The sequence below is a fragment of the Bradyrhizobium sp. ARR65 genome, from assembly GCF_000472385.1.
Lineage (GTDB): Bacteria > Pseudomonadota > Alphaproteobacteria > Rhizobiales > Xanthobacteraceae > Bradyrhizobium.
Map to the genome: position 1 here is coordinate 89,075 of NZ_AWZU01000015.1, position 17,143 is coordinate 106,217.

Sequence of the window (17,143 nt, forward strand, 5' to 3'; positions counted from 1 at the left end):
TCGGCGGCCATTCGCAGCCGCATATGGAACCGCCCAACCGTTTCTCTTCGTGGGATGACGAGCTACCGCCAGGTCCTAGCTCCGCCGGCCCCCTGCCGCCGGGCAAGACAGCGTCTTCACACATGACGCGGCCGCATCGCTCCGCTACATTGTTCTTCAAACAATAAAGCGACGCAAAAATCTCTTCGGGAGCAAACGCAAAGGGGGAACGAGGCGAATGTACACCGGCAAGCACGCGCGTCTGCGGCCGCTGCAACCGGCCTTCATCATGGCATCGACCGGCGAGGCCGTAACCTATCGGGAGCTCGAAGCGCGAGCCAACCGGCTCGCGCATCTGTTTCGCCAGCATGGGCTCAAGCGCCTCGATCATTATGCGATTTTCATGGAGAACAACAGCCGCTACGTTGAGGCCTGCGGCGCGGGCGAGCGGTCCGGGCTCTATTTCACCTGCGTGAACTCGTACCTCACGGCGGGCGAGCTCGCCTATATTCTGGAGAACAGCCAATCGCGTATCCTCATCACGTCGCAGGCAAAGCTCGAGGTCGCGCGCGAGGCGATCAAGCAATGCCCGAGGATCGAGCTGTGCATCGTCGCGGACGGCGCTGGCGAAAGCGCGCGCATCGTTGGCCTTGAAGCCGCCACGGCGGCGCTGCCCGCAACCCCCATCCCTGACGAATGCGTCGGCACGGCGATGCTTTACTCCTCTGGCACGACAGGGCGGCCGAAAGGCATTCTCCGGCCGCTGCCGGAGCAGCCGCCGGCGCGGCAATTGCCGCTGTTCGATTTTCTGGAGAAGCTCTGGCAGTACCGCGAAGGCATGATCTATCTATCCCCGGCGCCGCTCTATCATTCCGCGCCGCAGGCTGCCGTCAACCTGACCATCCGGGTAGGTGGCACCGCGATTATCATGGAGAGCTTCGATCCCGAGCGTTACCTCGAGCTCGTCGAGCGGTGGGACGTGACGCATAGCCAGTTGGTGCCGACGATGTTCTCCCGCATGCTGAAGCTGCCGGAGGAGGTGCGCAGACGCTACGACACCTCATCGCTGGAGATCGCAATCCATGCCGCGGCGCCCTGCCCGGTGCAGGTCAAGGAGGAAATGATCCGATGGTGGGGGCCGATCATCCAGGAATATTATGGCGCAACGGAAGGCCTCGGCTTCACCGCCTGCAACAGCGCGGAATGGCTCAAGCATAAGGGCACGGTCGGCAAGGTACTGCTCGGCGAATTGCATATTCTCGACGAGACCATGCGGGAATGCCCGGCCGGAACGGAAGGCACGGTATGGTTCAAGACGGCTTCGCCGTTCGAATATTTCAACGATCCTGAAAAGACCAGAGAAGCCCGCTCGCCTGACGGGGCCATGAGCACGGTCGGCGATGTCGGCTATGTCGATGCCGACGGCTATCTCTATCTCACCGACCGTCGCAGCTTCATGATCATCTCGGGCGGGGTGAACATCTATCCGCAGGAATGCGAGAACCTCCTGATCACCCATCCCAAGATCGCCGACGCCGCGGTGTTCGGCGTGCCCAACGCCGATCTCGGCGAGGAAGTGAAGGCGGTGGTGCAGCCGATGCCGGGCATAAACCCGTGTGCCGAGCTCGAGGAAGAGCTGATAGCCTTCTGCAAGCAGTCGCTGGCGCGGCAAAAGGTGCCGCGCTCGATCGATTTCGACAATGAGCTGCCGCGGCTGCCGACCGGAAAACTCTATAAGCGGCTGCTGCGAGACCGCTATTGGGGCAACAAGAGCTCGCGGATCGTGTGAGCGAGGACGCCGTCATTCCGGGCGGTGCGAAGCACCGAACCCGGAATGACGGGAGTTCCGGGTTCCGCCCTGTCGAGCGGCCTCGGAATGAGAAGCGTCGGCTCAAGCCTTCACCTCGCCGTCCGATCCGCGACCCAAAAACAACAGGGCGATATTCCCGGCGACCAGGCTCGCCGCCGCGATCACGCTGGCCCAAGCAAAAGCATGATCCGATCGGCCGAACAGGCTCACCGTCAACGGTCCTGCGATCTGGCCGGCACCGAACGCCGCGGTCATGACGCCGACCGCCAGCGAGGCCGGTGCGCCGCCAAGCCGCAAGGCTTCCTTGATGCCGGCCATGGTGATGACGACAAACGTGCCGCCGACGCAAACGGCCGAGATCAACAGGGTCGAGAGGTTCAGCCACAGCCCCGGTGCCAGCACGCCGGCGGCGAGCACCCATTTCGCCCGAACCCATAATTGCCGCGGCGCAAGCCCACGAAACAGCCAGGCACTGACGACCGTCGAAGCCGCGGCGGCTACCCCGAACACCGGCCAGATCAAGCCGAACATCGCGGGATCATCGATATAGCCGCGCGCCAGGGCCGGAAGGAACGTCGCCGGGATGATGTAGCCGAAGCCGAAGGTGGCGTAGCAGGCCGCGGCAACAAGCGCCGGACGCGGCAGCGCCGGACGTTGCTCTGCAGCCGGACGCGATAGGGCCGCAACGTCGGCACCAAGCTTCCGCCACAGCAGGCCCGCCAGCAGAAGCGCGACCACGCCGAGCGCGATCCAGGTCGCCCGCGAGCCCCACGCATCGAGGCCGGCCGCGAGACCGAACAGGCCGGCAAACGCGATGCCGATCCCGACGCCGGAGAAAACGTGACCGGACCATTCCTCCCGGCCGTGGCGCGCGAGAATCGGCATCGCCCAAGCGGACGTGCCGACCAGCACGAAGGCGCTGGCAACACCGGCGAGAAACCGCAAGGCAAGCCACACCGTCTCGGAGCCGCAAAGCCCCATCGCGAGCGTGAACAGGCCGACGCTCAAGAGGCCCCAACGGATGGCGAAGGCGGGTGCGGGCGTAAGCATAATGCAAATGAGCGCGCCGATGAGATAGCCGACATAATTGCCTGTGGCGAGCCAACCGCCCGCGGTCAGCGTCAGCCCCGCATCCTGCTGCATCAGCGGCAGGATCGGCGTCAGCGAGAAGCGCCCGATGCCCATGGCGCTGGCCAGCGCCACGAGCCCGATCAGGGCGGCGGCCGCGGCGGAAGGCTCAAGCTTTTTTCCGGTCATGCCCACTCGATTAGCGCACGCGCATGTTCTATGATATAGAAAATTCTGACCAGACTTATTCGCCGAAATAGAACGGAGCGCGCGGATGAACTTCGCCGACCTGCAAGTGTTCAAGAGCGTCGTCGAGGAGGGCGGCGTGATCCGGGCTGCCAGCAAGCTGCACCGTGTACCCTCCGCCGTCACCACGCGGATCAAGCAGCTCGAGGCGTCCATGGGCGTGAAACTGTTTCATCGCGACAAGCAGCGACTGCACCTCTCGCCCGCCGGCGAATTGCTGCTGGACTATGCCGATCGGCTGATCCGGCTCTCAGATGAGGCGCGCGATGTCGTCTCAGGAACGAAGCCGCGCGGCGTGCTCAGGCTCGGCGCGCTGGAAAGCACGACGGCAAGCCGGCTGCCGCCGATCCTTGCCGGCTTTCACGCCCGCTACAAGGACGTGAGGCTCGAGCTCATCACCGGCACGAATGATGCGCTGTTGAAACAGCTCGCGGAGCGGCAGCTCGATGCGGCCTTCATCGCCGAATCGCCGCCGGCGAAGGCGTTCGAACATATTCCGGTCTTTGCCGAGCGGCTGACCCTGATTTCGAGCCTGGATCACCCGCCGATCAGGCGTGCAAGCGATGTCGAGGGCGCCTCCCTGATCGCGTTTCCGGAAGGTTGCGCCTATCGGCGGGTGCTGCAGCGCTGGCTCGGCCGTGACAGTCTTGTGACCTTCCGCGTGCTGGAATTGTCATCTTATCATGCCATCGTCGCCTGCGTGACGGCCGGCGCTGGCATCGCGCTGATGCCGGAATCGGTGCTTGACGTCATCCCGCAGGCCAAAGTGCAGCGGCATGCGATCCCGAAAGCGCAGGCCCAGATCACGACGCCGTTGGTCTGGCGCCGCGGCGAGATTTCCCCCTCGGTGCTCGCATTGCGCACGCTGCTCGCCTCCATGCCCCAGCAAAGGCGCGCGGCCTGACTTCAAAGACGGAAATCGGCCGGGCCGTAGCCGAAAGGCTCGGGGGAACCCGGCATCCATGCATCAAAAGAACCTATGAAGAAAAAATGACGCGGCCATGAGCGCGGTTCATGTCGCTGCACGATGCACTGCGGGATAACCGCATTGCACATCGTGAAAGACGATCACGCGTCCGGCGGACCGATGTACGTTGGATCAGTGTGACCTGCACGCATCTGCATTCATCCAAATTGCCGATGTGACCTCACGCCTCACCCGGTTGCCTATGCTGGCGACGCTGGCTATCGTCGCCGCCTCATCGGCCGGCCAAAAAAGGCTGAGAGTTCAGGGAGGAATGCATGCGGAGCGTTTGCGCGCTGGCCGTCACGGCGGCTTTGTCCTTGTTGGCGATGACGGCGGGCGTGCATGCGCAAGAGCCGAAGCAAGGCGGTATCCTGCGGATCTATCATCGCGACAGTCCCGGCAGCGCTTCCATCCATGAGGGCGCGACCTATTCGGTCAACGTCCCCTTCATGCCGGTCTTCAACAATCTCGTCATCTATAAGCAGGACGTACCGCAGAACAGCATGGACTCCATCGTTCCGGACCTGGCCGAAAGCTGGGCATGGAGCGCGGACAACAAGACGCTCACCTTCAAATTGCGGCAGGGCGTCAAATGGCACGACGGCAAGCCCTTTACCTCGGCCGACGTGAAATGCACCTTCGACATGCTGATGGGTAAGTCGCCGCAGAAATTCCGCCAGAACCCGCGCAAGGCCTGGTACGAGCAGGTCAACGAAGTCACCACCAACGGCGACTATGAGGCCTCCTTCCACCTGAAGCGGCCGCAGCCTTCGCTGCTGGCATTGCTCGCCTCCGGCTACACGCCGATCTATCCCTGCCATGTATCTCCGGCGGAAATGCGCACGCACCCGATCGGCACCGGGCCGTTCAAATTCGTCGAATTCAAAGCCAATGAATCGATCAAGCTGACGCGCAACCCGGATTATTGGAAGAAGGGCCTCCCGCATCTCGACGGCATCGAGTTCACCATCATCCCGAACCGCTCGACCGCGATCCTCGCCTTCGTGGCCGGCAAATTCGACATGACCTTCCCGACGGAGGTATCGATCCCGCTGCTCAAGGACGTCAAGTCGCAGGCGCCGAACGCGGTCTGCAAGGTTGAGCCCAACAACGTCTCGACCAATATCATCATCAACTCGACCAGCCCGCCCTTCGACAACCCCGATATTCGCCGCGCCCTGGCGCTGGCGCTCGACCGCAAGGCGTTCATCGACATCCTGTTCGAAGGCCAAGGCGACATCGGCGGTTCCATGCTGCCGGCGCCGGCCGGCCTGTGGTCGATGCCGAAGGAGATGATGGAGCAGATCCCGGGCTACGGCCCCGATGTCAAAGCCAACCGCGAAGAGGCGCGCAAGCTGATGCAGAAGGCCGGCTACGGTCCGGACAAGCATCTCGCGGTCAGGGTTTCCACCCGCAACATTCCGGTCTATCGTGATCCCGCGGTGATCCTGATCGACCAGCTCAAGAGCATCTATATCGATGGCGAACTCGATGTGGTCGAGACCGCCAACTGGTTCCCGAAGATCGCGCGCAAGGATTACGCGCTGGGGCTGAACCTCACCGGCAACGCCGTCGACGATCCCGACCAGTCCTTCTACGAAAACTATTCCTGCGGCTCCGAGCGCAACTACACCAATTACTGCAACAAGGACATCGAGAAGCTGTTCGACGTGCAGTCGCAGGAGACCGACATCAACAAGCGCAAGAAGCTGGTCTGGGAGATCGACAAGAAGCTGCAGGAGGACGTGGCACGGCCGATCATCTTTTACGCCCGCACCGGCACGTGCTGGCAGCCCTATGTCAAGGGCGTCACCGTGATGGTGAACAGTTCCTACAACGGCTACCGCTACGAGGACGTGTGGCTGGATAAGTGAGCGGCGGCAAAGGGAATAAGCGGAACGATCCCATCACGGCCAGGCGCTCAATCTATCCCCGTCATCCTGAGGCGGCCGCAAAGCGGCCGTCTCGAACGATGTACGGCCCCGGTGCTGCAGCGGCGGCCGTCCATCCTTCGAGGCTCACTTCGTGAGCACCTCCAGGATGACGGATTGAGATCGGAGCCAGTTTTGAAGCAGGAAACGAAGCTGCAGTCGCGCCGCGAACCTCAACAGGAGTAGGCCAATTGTTTGCTTACATCGTGCGACGCCTTGCGTTGATGCTCGTGACCCTGTTCGGGATATCGATCGTCATCTTCTTTCTGCTGCGCATCGTTCCCGGCAACATCGTGGATATCCTGTTCGCCGCGGCCGGCTATGTCGATCCCTCCGACAAGGTCGAGCTGGAGCGTCAGCTCGGCGTCGACCAGCCGTTGATCCTGCAATATCTGCACTGGATCGGCGGGCTGCTGCATGGCGACCTTGGTTATTCTTATGTCTCCGAAAAGCCCGCGCTGGACGAAATCCTGCCGCGGATTCCGATCACGGCGCGCCTGGCCGGGATGGCACTGTTGTTTTCGGCGTCCGTCGGCATTCCGCTCGGTGTGATCAGCGCGGTGAAGCAGGGGTCGCGGCTCGACTACGTCTTGCGCGTGGTCAGCCTCAGCGGGCTGTCGCTGCCCTCGTTCTGGCTCGGGCTTCTGATCCTGACCGCGTCGGTCGCGATGTTCGGCGACATCCCGATCTTCAACCCCAACCCCAAGACCTGGGGCGAGCTGTTTGCGACCTACTGCATCCCGGCCATGGCCGTCGGCTTCCGCAGTTCGGCCCTGACCATGCGCATCACCCGTTCCTCGATGCTGGAGGTGCTGCGGCAGGACTATATCCGCACCGCGCGCGCCAAGGGCGCCTCCGATGCTTCGGTCAATTTCCATCATGCGCTGAAGAATGCGATCCTGCCTGTGATCACCGTGGTCGGCATCGAGGCGGCATTCCTGATCGGCGGACTCATCGTCACCGAAACCGTGTTCAACATTCCCGGCGTTGCGCGCTTCCTGGTCGAGGCGATCCGCTGGCGCGACTATCCGATCGTGCAGAATCTCGTGATGTTCATCGCCGTCGTGGTCGTGCTGGCAAACTTCACGGTGGACATGCTCTACGCCGTGTTCGACCCGCGCATCCGCTATTCGGACTGAAGGAGTTTTGCTTGGCTGCGATCGACTTTGAAAGCGAACTCCGACGCGCCGGCGCACGCGCGACCGGGAGCTGGGGCAAGCTCGCCTTTCTGGCACGGCGCCATCTGCTCGGTGCGGTCGGCCTCGCCATCATGGCGCTGTTCGTGCTGACCGCGCTGTTCGCCGATCTGATCGGCCGCTATGATCCGCTCACGGTGGACGCCGCGCATGCGCTGGCGCGCCCGAGCTGGCAGCACTGGATGGGCACGGATTCCTTCGGCCGCGACGTCTGGAGCCGCATCATTCATGGCTCGCGCATCTCGCTTGCGGTCGGTCTCGGCTCGACCGCGCTCGGCGCAACTTTCGGCGTGATCATCGGGCTTGCTTCGGGTTATCTCTCGGGCTGGGTCGACCTGGTGTTCCAGCGCGTGACCGACATCTTGCAGGCGCTGCCGCTGCTGGTACTGGCGCTGGTGATGACGGCGGCGCTCGGACCTTCGCTGCCCAACGTCATTATCGCCATCGCGATCCCGCTGGTGCCGATCGTCGCCCGCGTGATCCGCGCCAACACGCTAGCGCTGCGCGAGCAGCCCTTCGTGGAAGCTGCAAAATCGATCGGCATGAGCGAGATGCGGATTGCGCTGCGCCACGTACTGCCCAACACGCTGGCACCGCTGATCGTGCTCGCTACCGCCCAGCTCGGCTCGACGATCTTGACCGAGGCCTCGCTCTCCTTCCTCGGCCTCGGTATTCCCGAGCCGTATCCGTCCTGGGGCCGCATGCTCTCGGAATCCGCGGCCGAATATGTGCGCGTCGCGCCGTGGCTCGTGATCTTCCCGGGCATCGCGATCAGCCTTGCCGTGTTCGGCACCAATCTGTTCGGCGATGCGCTACGCGACATTCTCGATCCGAGGCAGCGCGGCTGATGAGCAAGGCGACGCACGACATAGTGTTAGATGTGAAGGACCTGCAAACGGTGTTCTTCACCAATTCCGGCCTGTTCCAGGCCGTCGACCATGTCTCGTTCACCGTCCGGCGCGGTGAGACGCTGGCGATCGTCGGTGAATCCGGCTGTGGTAAGAGCGTCAGCGCATTGTCGATCATGCGACTGGTGCCCAACCCGCCCGGCCGGATCGTCGGCGGCGAAGTGCTGCTCGAAGGCACCGACCTGTTGGCGCTGGACGAGGCCGAGATGCGGGATATCAGAGGCAACCGCATCTCCATGATCTTTCAGGAGCCGATGACCTCGCTGAACCCGGTGATGCGGATCGGCGATCAGATCACCGAGGCGGTGCGGCTGCACCGGAGCATGAAGGCCAAAGCCGCCTGGGAGCAGGCAGTCGAGATGCTGCGCCTGGTCCGCATTCCCGAACCGGCGCGGCGCGCGCAGGAATATCCGCACCAGCTCTCCGGCGGCATGCGCCAGCGCGCCATGATCGCCATGGCGTTGGCTTGCCGCCCGGCGCTCCTGATTGCCGACGAGCCGACCACGGCGCTCGACGTCACCATTCAGGCCCAGATACTGGCGCTCATTCTCGATCTGCAGAAAGAGCTCGGCATGGGGCTGATCCTGATCACGCATGACCTCGGTGTGGTGGCGCAGACCGCGCAGCGCGTGATCGTGATGTATGCCGGCAAGAAGGTTGAGGAGGCCGATGTCGAAACCCTGTTCGCCAATCCGCGTCATCCCTATACGCGTGGCTTGATGGCTTCGATCCCGGCACTGCCGATGCCAGGGGCCAAGCCGGCGGCGCGGCTCGCGGAAATCCCCGGCACGGTGCCGTCCCTGGTGCGCTTGCCGCCGGGCTGCGCCTTTGCGCCGCGCTGTCCGCTGGCGGTCGAGCGCTGCCGCAGCGAATACCCTCCGCTGGAAAATTTCGGCGGCCACCACTGGGCGGCCTGCTGGCGCGCTGGGGAAATGGCGGTGGCATCATGAGCGATCAGCGCCCGCTGCTCGAGGTCTCCGACCTCATCAAACATTACCCGGTGCGCGCCGGCGTGCTGCGCCGCGCCGTCGGTACGGTGCATGCGGTCGACGGCGTCAGCTTCTCGCTAGCGCGAGGCGAGACGCTGGGACTGGTCGGCGAGTCCGGCTGCGGCAAATCGACGGTGGCGCGCAGCGTGCTGCGTCTGGTCGAGCCGACCAGCGGCCAGATCCGCATCGACGGGACCGATATCAGCGGCCTCAGCAAGGCCGCGCTGCGCCCGTTCCGGCGCTCGATGCAGATCGTGTTCCAGGACCCGTTCGCCTCGCTCAACCCGCGCATGACCGCGGGCGACATCGTCGGCGAGCCGCTTGCCGTGCATGGCCTGGCGACAGGCAAGGAAAAACAGGAACGCGTGGCGAAACTGTTTCAGCAGGTGGGCTTAAGGCCCGACCATATGCGAAATTATCCGCACCAATTTTCCGGCGGCCAGCGCCAGCGCATCTGCATCGCGCGCGCACTTGCGCTGCAGCCGCGGCTGATCGTCTGCGACGAGCCGGTCTCCGCGCTCGACGTCTCGATCCAGGCGCAGGTGATCAACCTTTTGATCGACCTGCAGCGCGACCATGGCTTCTCGTACCTTTTTATTGCGCATGATCTCGCGGTCGTCTCGCACATCAGTCACCGCGTGGCGGTGATGTATCTTGGCCGCATCGTCGAGATCGCGGATAAGGCCGAGCTGTTCCAAAATCCCCGCCATCCCTACACCCAGGCGCTGCTGGCCTCGGTGCCGCTCGCCAATCCAAAGATGAAACGGCTGACTCCATTGGTCGATGGCGACGTGCCGAGCCCGGTCAATCCACCTTCAGGCTGCGCCTTCCACACCCACTGCCGCTACGCGATGGACCGCTGCAAGGTCGAACGGCCAGCGCTGCGGGAGGCCGCGGCCGGACATCAAGTGGCGTGTCTGCTGAATGAGGGCACGGGCCGGACGCTCGCGCTGCCGTAGGGTGGGCAAGACGCACTTGTCCGCTGCAGCTCGAAGAGCGAAAGCGGAAGCGTGCCCACCGCGTCGAGATCGGATGGTGGGCACGCTCCGCTTTGCCCACCCTACCTAACTAGAACTCGCCCCTCGCGGTCGGCGCGTGCCCCGCCTTCATGGCTTCCAGAGTCATCACCGGCCGGCCGCCCGCACTGTCGACGGCCTCGACGCGGCCGCTGCGATAGATCGCAAGATCCCGCGAGCCCAGGAAGATCGCGCGCGGCTTCAAGCCGTAGAAGCGGCGGATCGAATGGCTGAAATGCGTCGAATCCGGATAGCCGATATCCTGCGCCAGATGCGCGAGATTGAGATCCTGGTTGGCGAAGTGCAGCAAATGCCGCGCCCGTTTCCAGGCCCGGAAGGAGCGGAAGGAGATGCCGGTCTGCTCCTTGAACAGATGCAGGAAACGCGAGGTCGACAAGCCAGCTTCGCTCGCGCAGCTCGCTGCCGTGACGGGCTCGCCGGAGAACCGGACGATTTGCGCAATCGCCCTGGCGACGCGCGGATCGATTATGCGCCGCGGCAAGGCTTCGCTGAAGCACATGCGATCGAAGGCGGCGCTCGTAATGTCCTCGCGACAGGTGCGGCTGCGCAGCTCCTCATAGGCCGCGCGAATGCGGCCGATGAAAAGCTGGCGCTCTTGGCCCAACAGCCGCGCCGTCAGTTCATTGAGGGAGCCGGGACGGACGCTTTCCGGCTCCACGGTCACGGAAATCACGGAAGGGTGGTCGCTGCTAACCGTGTGACGCACGTTCGGCATAATCGCCAGCAATTCGCCATGGGCCTCGCGGCCTTCCGCGGTCGACAACCGTAGCCCGCCCCTCATCGCAACATAGACATGGAATGCGCCCGAACAGCGCGCCCGGGGCCGACCCAAAAGGCCGGCATAGAACACGCGCTCTGGGGTGATCAGCATCAAATGACCGGATGCGCGGCCCTTCTCGTCCATCAGCGGCTCCTCCTCGCGCGGCTCTTGCGGCCGCTGTGGTTGGCAGCAAGATAACGCAAATTCGGGCGATGTCACCGGCAGATGGATTAACCACATGACGTCATTCCGGGGTGTGCGCAAGCATCGAACCCGGGATCTGGGGCTTGTGGCGCGAGATTCCGGGTCTGGCGCTGACGCGCCATCCCGGAATAACGGAGCGATACATCACAGCCGCAAACGCGGCGCGACCTTCTGCTCTACCCCGGCCCGGCGTTCGGCCTCGCGGGCTCGCTTGTAGCTATCGCGCTGCTGCAGCCGCGCCCAATAGGCCGCGACATTCGGCCCGAAATCCCCTGACAGCCCGATGCTGTCGGCGAGCCGCAGAGCATAGCCGATTACGATATCGGCGGCGGTGAAGCGGCCGGCGCACAATGTCTCCACGTTCCCGGTCACGGTCTCGACGGCACGCAGACGGCCCAGGAACCACTTGGCGTAGTCGGTCGCGACCTGCGGATTGCGCCGCTCCTCCGGCTCGAGCCGGCTGTAGCGGAGCACCAGTGTCTGCGGAAAGGTCAGCGTCGCGTCGCTGAAATACATCCAGTTCAAGAACGTCCCATAGGCCGGCTCGTCGACACCGACGATCAAGGGTGTCGGCCCATACTTGGTGCCGAGATAGTGGCAGATGCCGGAGGACTCCGTCATCTTCAGGTCGCCGTCGATCATCAGCGGAATAGTGCCGAGCGGATTGAGCGCGAGATAATCTTTCGCGAGCACCCGCGGCGGAAACGGCAGCATTTTCAGCTCATACGCAAGACCCATCTCTTCCAGCATCCAGAGCGGGCGGAACGAGCGTGCGCCGTCGCAATGATAAAGGGTGATCATTGGATCTTCCTGTTGCTTCCTCGCTATACCCGATTGCTTGTAACTCAGACCCGATTTCGATGCTTCGCATCGCCTCAGCTCAGTCTATTTCCGTGCTGCGGAATGGCCCAATGCGACCGAAGTTCTCAGCCAGTCAACGCAAGACAGGTTAGCGTAACGCCTCCCCAACCTGCCCGCCTATGGCACCATGCCAAAGGTCCTGCTGGCGCGCTGCGGCCCGGTTCGGCATGCTACGTCACAAGGCGGCGCAAGACCGCCGGTTTCGAACCCTGCCTATCAATCTTTAACAACCAAGAAAGTCTAGGGAACGCTCTCGATGAACAACACGAAATTGCCTTTACTTGCCGCTGCAGCCGCTTTCACGCTGCTCGCCACACAAAACGCGTTCGCGCAAAAGAAATACGACACCGGCGCCACCGGCACCGAAATCAAGATCGGCAATGTCGAGGCCTATAGTGGACCGGCTTCCGCCTATGGCATCATCGGCAAGACCGAAGAAGCCTATTTCAAGATGGTCAACGACAATGGCGGCGTGAACGGGCGCAAGATCAATTTCATCTCCTATGACGACGGCTACAGCCCGCCGAAAACCGTGGAGCAAGTGCGCAAGCTGATCGAAAGCGACGAGGTGTTCCTGGTGTTTAACGCGCTGGGCACGCCGACCCAGACCGCAGTGCAGAAATATCAGAACACCAAGAAGGTGCCTCAGCTCTTTGTGGCCACCGGCGCCAGCAAGTGGGACGATCCGAAAACCTTTCCCTGGACCATGGGCTTCCAACCGAGCTACCGGGCCGAGGCGCGGATCTTCGCCAAATATATTCTGAAGGAGAAGCCCGATGCCAAGATCGCGGTGTTCTACCAGAATGACGATTTCGGCAAGGACTATCTCGCGGGGCTAAAGGATGTGCTGGGCGAGAAGGCCTCGAGCCTGATCATCGCCGAAGAGAGCTATGAGACGACCGAGCCTTCGATCGATTCCCATATCGTGAAACTGAAGGGCACAGGCGCCGACGTCCTCGTCGACATCACCACGCCGAAGTTTGCGGCCCAGGCGATCAAGAAAGCGGCCGAACTGCAGTGGAAGCCGATGCATCTCTTGACCGACGTTTCCATCTCCATCGGCGCCGTGATGAAGCCCGCCGGATTGGAGGCGTCGGAAGGCGTGTTGTCGGCAGGTTATCTGAAGGATGCGTCCGACCCGCAATGGAAGGACGATGAAGGCATGAAGAAGTTCATGGCCTTTACCGAGAAATACATGCCGGGTGCCAATCTCGCCGATCTCAATCTGGCCTACGGCTATGCCGCGGCGCAAACCATGGTGCAGGTGTTAAAGCAGTGCGGCGACGAGCTGACGCGCGAGAACGTGATGAAGCAGGCTGCGAGCCTGAAGGACTTCGCGCCTGAGACCCTGATCCCCGGCATCAAAATCAACACCAGCCCGACCGACTTTGCACCGATCGAGCAACTCAAGATGATGCGCTTCACCAACGGCAAGTGGGACCTGTTCGGCGACGTCATCAGCGCCGAGACGGGACGGTAGGCTGGCTATGGCCCCACCTCGCCCCGCTTGCAGCAGGGGTTATCGCATATGCGGATGACGCTGCAGGTTCGATGTGCGTTATCTGGTCGGTTGGTCCACAAACTCGTCATGCCCGGCCTTGTGCTGGGCATCCACGTCCTGGTTTTCGCGTGAAAAAGACGTGGGTGGCCGGACCAAGCCCGGCCATGACGATGCGGAAAACGTCATCGCAAAAATCGGACGGCGCCATATGCGATAGCCCTGTCGCTAGCGGGGCGAGGGAGAAGCAGCCGGACAACACCAAATGTTTGCTGAACTACCCCGGCAGGAACATCGCAAACGGTTCTTCCGTCGTGCGCCGAAGATGCTGGCGGTAGAGCGGGTAGTTCGCGTCGTTTGACGAAATCCGCCCCACAGTCGGGCTTGCGACATTCTTGATTGGCAGGAAGGCAATCGGCGCGGCGATCGGCGTCAGCAGCGAACCGCGTCCGGCCAGCAACGTCGTGATGATGCCATACATCTCGCCGGAGATGGTCGGCCGCGATACCGTGATCAGGCGGTGCTGCCCGTTGCGGTTGGTGACGAGATAGATGAAGCCGGACTGGTTCGGCACCGCCACCTCGCCCCATTGGGTATAGGCCGCATCCTGCCTTTCGCCTTCACGAAAGATCAGCGACGTCGCCTTTGAGTCCCAGGCGATCTCGGTGCGATAGGCATAGATCGCATCCTTGTCGCCAAAGGAGGGGCGAAGGGTGATGTAGGTGCCCTCAAGCCAGGCCACGGCCCGGCGCGAATAGGCGCCAAGGCTATCGGGCGCGATATCGCCGTTGACGAGCGGCGCGACGGCCGCGCCATCCGGCACCTTGCGCAAGGCGACACCGAGCGCCTGCTCCAGCCGCACCGTCGTTGCCAGCGTGAATGGACGCCGCCCGCCCAGCGCTTTCTCCAGCGTCGACAGGCTGAGCTTCGCCTGCTCGGCCAGCGCCTGCCGCGACATGCGCCGCCGCGCGATCTCCTCGCGAATGAGTTCTGCGATCTGCCGGCTCTGCTCGGCGGAAAGCTGGTTGTCCGGCTCCGACATCATAACCCCTGTCCGATTCCTTGCATTCTAGCAGACGCACAATTCGGCACAAAACCGGACAAGACCGCCTCCGAGGCGGCGCGACCGGACGGGCGGCGGCCGAACATTGCCGATCATTCTGCTCGCGCCAAGGCAAGCCATTCCGCAGAAATCCCGACCGGAAGAGCAATTTCGGGAGCAATCCAGATGATTACCGGCGATGAGATCGAGACCGATAGCCATTCAATCCTGTCGAGAATAGTAACAATACTGCTGTTCCTGCTCGCGCAGCTCGTTGCGACGCTGCTGATCGGATCGGTGGCCCTGGCGGTCCGCTTCGAGCCGGTCTGGTCGGCCGAGGCCCAGCCCGTGGCATTCATAAAGCCAAGCGATGCCCGAGCCGGCTCGCTACTGCTGAAGAACGACGACGGCTATGCCGACGCGACGCGGCTCGGCATCGACGTCGATATCACGGTGTCCGGGCCGACCATTCGCGCCCGTGTCACCCAGCTCTTCCGCAATCCGACGCAACAATGGGTGGAGGCGACTTACGTCTATCCGCTGCCGGATGGCGGCGCCGTGGATACGCTCAAGATGGTGGTCGGCGACCGCGTGATCGTCGGCGACATCAAGGAGCGGCAGCAGGCCCGCGTCATCTACGAAGAGGCCAAGCAAAACGGCCAGAAAGCCGCACTGACCGAGCAGGAGCGGCCGAACATTTTCACCAATTCGGTCGCCAATATCGGCCCCGGCGAGACCGTGCTGGTGCAGATCGAATATCAGGAGCCGGTCCATCAATCCGGCAACGAGTTCTCGCTGCGCGTGCCCCTGGTCGTCGCGCCACGCTACAATCCGGCCCCGGTGGTGCAAACCGCCGATCTGCGCACGGACGGCAGCGGTTGGGGCGTAACCAGATCCGATCCAGTCCCCGACCGTGACCGCATCTCGCCGCAGGTAGCGGATCCTGCAGAGAACGCGCCGGTCAACCCGACCAGCATCACCGTTCGCCTGCAAGCCGGCTTTCCCTTGGGCGATGTGAAGAGCCACTACCATGAGGTTCAAATCGAGAGTCCCAACGAGACGACGCGGGTTATCCGCCTCGCCAACGGCCCGGTGGCGGCCGATCGCGATTTCGAATTGACCTGGAAAGCTGCCGCCGAACAAGCGCCGTCGGTCGGCCTGTTTCGCGAGCATGTCGGCAGTGCCGACTATCTCCTGGCCTTCGTGACGCCGCCGTCCGTTGCGCAAGCCGAGCAGAAGCAGTTCGCCCGCGAGGTGATCTTTGTGATCGACAATTCCGGTTCGATGGGCGGCACCTCCATCGTTCAGGCCAAAGCCAGCCTCGTTTACGCGCTCGGTCGGCTGCGGCCCGCCGACCGCTTCAACGTTATCCGCTTCGACGACACCATGGACGTGCTGTTCCCCTCTTCCGTGCCGGCCGACGCCCGGCACCTCGACACCGCCCTGTCGTTCGTCAACGGCTTGCAGGCGCGCGGCGGCACCGAAATGGTGCCGGCGATGCGCGCGGCCCTGACCGACAATGCCGACGCCGACGCCGAGCATATTCGTCAGGTCGTGTTCCTGACCGATGGCGCGATCGGCAATGAGCAGCAATTGTTCGACACCATCGCCGCCATGCGTGGCCGCTCGCGGGTGTTCATGGTCGGCATCGGCTCGGCGCCAAACACGTTCCTGATGACGCGCGCCGCCGAACTCGGCCGCGGCGCCTTCACCCATATCGGCTCGGTCGACCAGGTCGAGGAGCGGATGCGCGGGCTGTTCGCCAAGCTGGAAAGTCCTGAAGTCACCGGCCTCACTGCAACATTTTCGGATGCGGCGGCTGACATCACGCCGGCCGCACTTCCGGACCTCTATCGCGACGAGCCGCTGGTGCTGGCGGCGAAGCTCGACAAGCTCGCGGGCTCGATCGAGGTCAAAGGCCGTATCGGCGACCGGCCGTGGGTGGTGACGCTCCCGCTTGCGAATGCCGCCCAAGGCAAAGGCATTTCAAAGCTCTGGGCGCGGCGCAAGGTCAGCGATGCCGAAGTCGCGCGCACCATGCGGCAGATGTCTCCCGAAGAAGCCGACAAGGCGATCCTGGCGCTCGCGCTGGAGCATCGACTGGTTTCGCGGCTCACCAGCCTGGTCGCGGTCGACAAGACGCCGAGCCGCCCTGCGGGCGAGCCGATGAAACCGTCCGAGCTGCCGCTCAACCTTCCCGCGGGCTGGGATTTCGAGAAGGTGTTTGGCGAGCGCGGACATCTGCCGGCTGAGCCGACCGAGCGTCGCGCCGATGCCGGGGGCGCGAAGACGCAGCTTGCACTGCTCAAGCGGCCAGCAGTCGTGCCCGCGCCGAGCACCCTCACCTTGCCGAAGACGGCAACCGATGCGGAAGCGAAGATGATCGCGGGCAGCATCCTGCTCGCGCTCGGCCTGATCCTCTTGGCGGTCAACCGACGTCAACGGCTTGCGCGTTGACGCTGTGATCGAGAGCGGAGACCCCCAAGCTCCGCTCTCGAGGCGCGCGCGGCCACCCGTCCCACCAGGCCGCGCGCGCTGCCTTCCTAGTAGCCCGTCATTCCGGGGCGCGTGAGCGCGAGCTGGGAATCTGGAGATTCCGGGGCGATGCTTCGCATCGCCCCGGAATGACCGAGACAAACAACGAGCA

Annotated in this window: 13 protein-coding genes; 9 read left to right on the forward strand and 4 right to left on the reverse strand. The window is 63.3% G+C overall.

From position 1 onward, the window contains the following. Positions 1–217 precede the first annotated feature (217 nt). The gene (locus tag F758_RS0118195; protein WP_024509201.1) at positions 218–1,768 is read left to right on the forward strand and encodes an AMP-binding protein; all 1,551 of its coding nucleotides are present in this window, start codon (positions 218–220) and stop codon (positions 1,766–1,768) included. Positions 1,769–1,870: 102 nt separating this feature from the next. Here F758_RS0118195 and F758_RS0118200 read toward each other — a convergent pair whose 3' ends face one another. After that, entirely contained in the window at positions 1,871–3,046 is a 1,176-nt protein-coding gene (locus tag F758_RS0118200; protein WP_024509202.1) for a YbfB/YjiJ family MFS transporter, read from the reverse strand. Between the two features lie 85 nt (positions 3,047–3,131). On the opposite strand from F758_RS0118200, the gene F758_RS0118205 reads away from it, so the two are divergent. From F758_RS0118205 to F758_RS0118230, 6 genes are all read left to right on the forward strand, one after another. After that, positions 3,132–4,007, forward strand: a complete 876-nt coding sequence (locus tag F758_RS0118205) for a LysR substrate-binding domain-containing protein (protein ID WP_024509203.1) — start codon at positions 3,132–3,134, stop codon at positions 4,005–4,007. A gap of 338 nt (positions 4,008–4,345) precedes the next feature. Next, positions 4,346–5,944: an ABC transporter substrate-binding protein gene (locus F758_RS0118210; protein WP_024509204.1), complete on the forward strand. Its 1,599-nt coding sequence runs from the start codon at positions 4,346–4,348 to the stop codon at positions 5,942–5,944. Between the two features lie 248 nt (positions 5,945–6,192). Then, positions 6,193–7,140 carry an ABC transporter permease gene (locus F758_RS0118215; protein ID WP_024509205.1) on the forward strand — a complete coding sequence of 316 codons (948 nt, stop codon included), beginning with the start codon at positions 6,193–6,195 and terminating at the stop codon, positions 7,138–7,140. An 11-nt stretch (positions 7,141–7,151) separates the two neighbouring features. Beyond that, positions 7,152–8,045, forward strand: a complete 894-nt coding sequence (locus F758_RS0118220) for an ABC transporter permease (RefSeq protein ID WP_024509206.1) — start codon at positions 7,152–7,154, stop codon at positions 8,043–8,045. Continuing rightward, positions 8,045–9,055 (forward strand): ABC transporter ATP-binding protein, encoded by a 1,011-nt coding sequence (locus tag F758_RS0118225; protein WP_024509207.1) that lies wholly within the window; start codon positions 8,045–8,047, stop codon positions 9,053–9,055. The genes F758_RS0118220 and F758_RS0118225 overlap by 1 nt, the downstream gene beginning before the upstream one ends. Continuing rightward, positions 9,052–10,053, forward strand: coding sequence for an ABC transporter ATP-binding protein (locus F758_RS0118230; RefSeq protein ID WP_024509208.1), 1,002 nt, complete (start codon positions 9,052–9,054; stop codon positions 10,051–10,053). Before F758_RS0118225 ends, F758_RS0118230 begins: the two co-directional genes overlap by 4 nt. Positions 10,054–10,162: 109 nt before the next feature. Here F758_RS0118230 and F758_RS0118235 read toward each other — a convergent pair whose 3' ends face one another. Together F758_RS0118235 and F758_RS0118240 are read right to left on the reverse strand one after the other, a co-directional pair. Beyond that, positions 10,163–11,035, reverse strand: coding sequence for a helix-turn-helix domain-containing protein (locus F758_RS0118235; RefSeq protein ID WP_024509209.1), 873 nt, complete (start codon positions 11,033–11,035; stop codon positions 10,163–10,165). A gap of 204 nt (positions 11,036–11,239) precedes the next feature. Further along, positions 11,240–11,896 (reverse strand): glutathione S-transferase family protein, encoded by a 657-nt coding sequence (locus F758_RS0118240; protein ID WP_024509210.1) that lies wholly within the window; start codon positions 11,894–11,896, stop codon positions 11,240–11,242. 316 nt (positions 11,897–12,212) lie between these two features. On the opposite strand from F758_RS0118240, the gene F758_RS0118245 reads away from it, so the two are divergent. Next, positions 12,213–13,436: an ABC transporter substrate-binding protein gene (locus tag F758_RS0118245; RefSeq protein WP_024509211.1), complete on the forward strand. Its 1,224-nt coding sequence runs from the start codon at positions 12,213–12,215 to the stop codon at positions 13,434–13,436. A 295-nt stretch (positions 13,437–13,731) separates the two neighbouring features. Here F758_RS0118245 and F758_RS0118250 read toward each other — a convergent pair whose 3' ends face one another. Continuing rightward, the gene (locus F758_RS0118250) at positions 13,732–14,496 is read right to left on the reverse strand and encodes a helix-turn-helix domain-containing protein (protein WP_024509212.1); all 765 of its coding nucleotides are present in this window, start codon (positions 14,494–14,496) and stop codon (positions 13,732–13,734) included. A gap of 186 nt (positions 14,497–14,682) precedes the next feature. Here F758_RS0118250 and F758_RS0118255 point away from each other — a divergent pair, with 186 nt between their 5' ends. Next, complete coding sequence (locus F758_RS0118255) at positions 14,683–16,953, forward strand: marine proteobacterial sortase target protein (RefSeq protein WP_024509213.1); 2,271 nt, start codon at positions 14,683–14,685, stop codon at positions 16,951–16,953. Positions 16,954–17,143 lie beyond the last annotated feature (190 nt).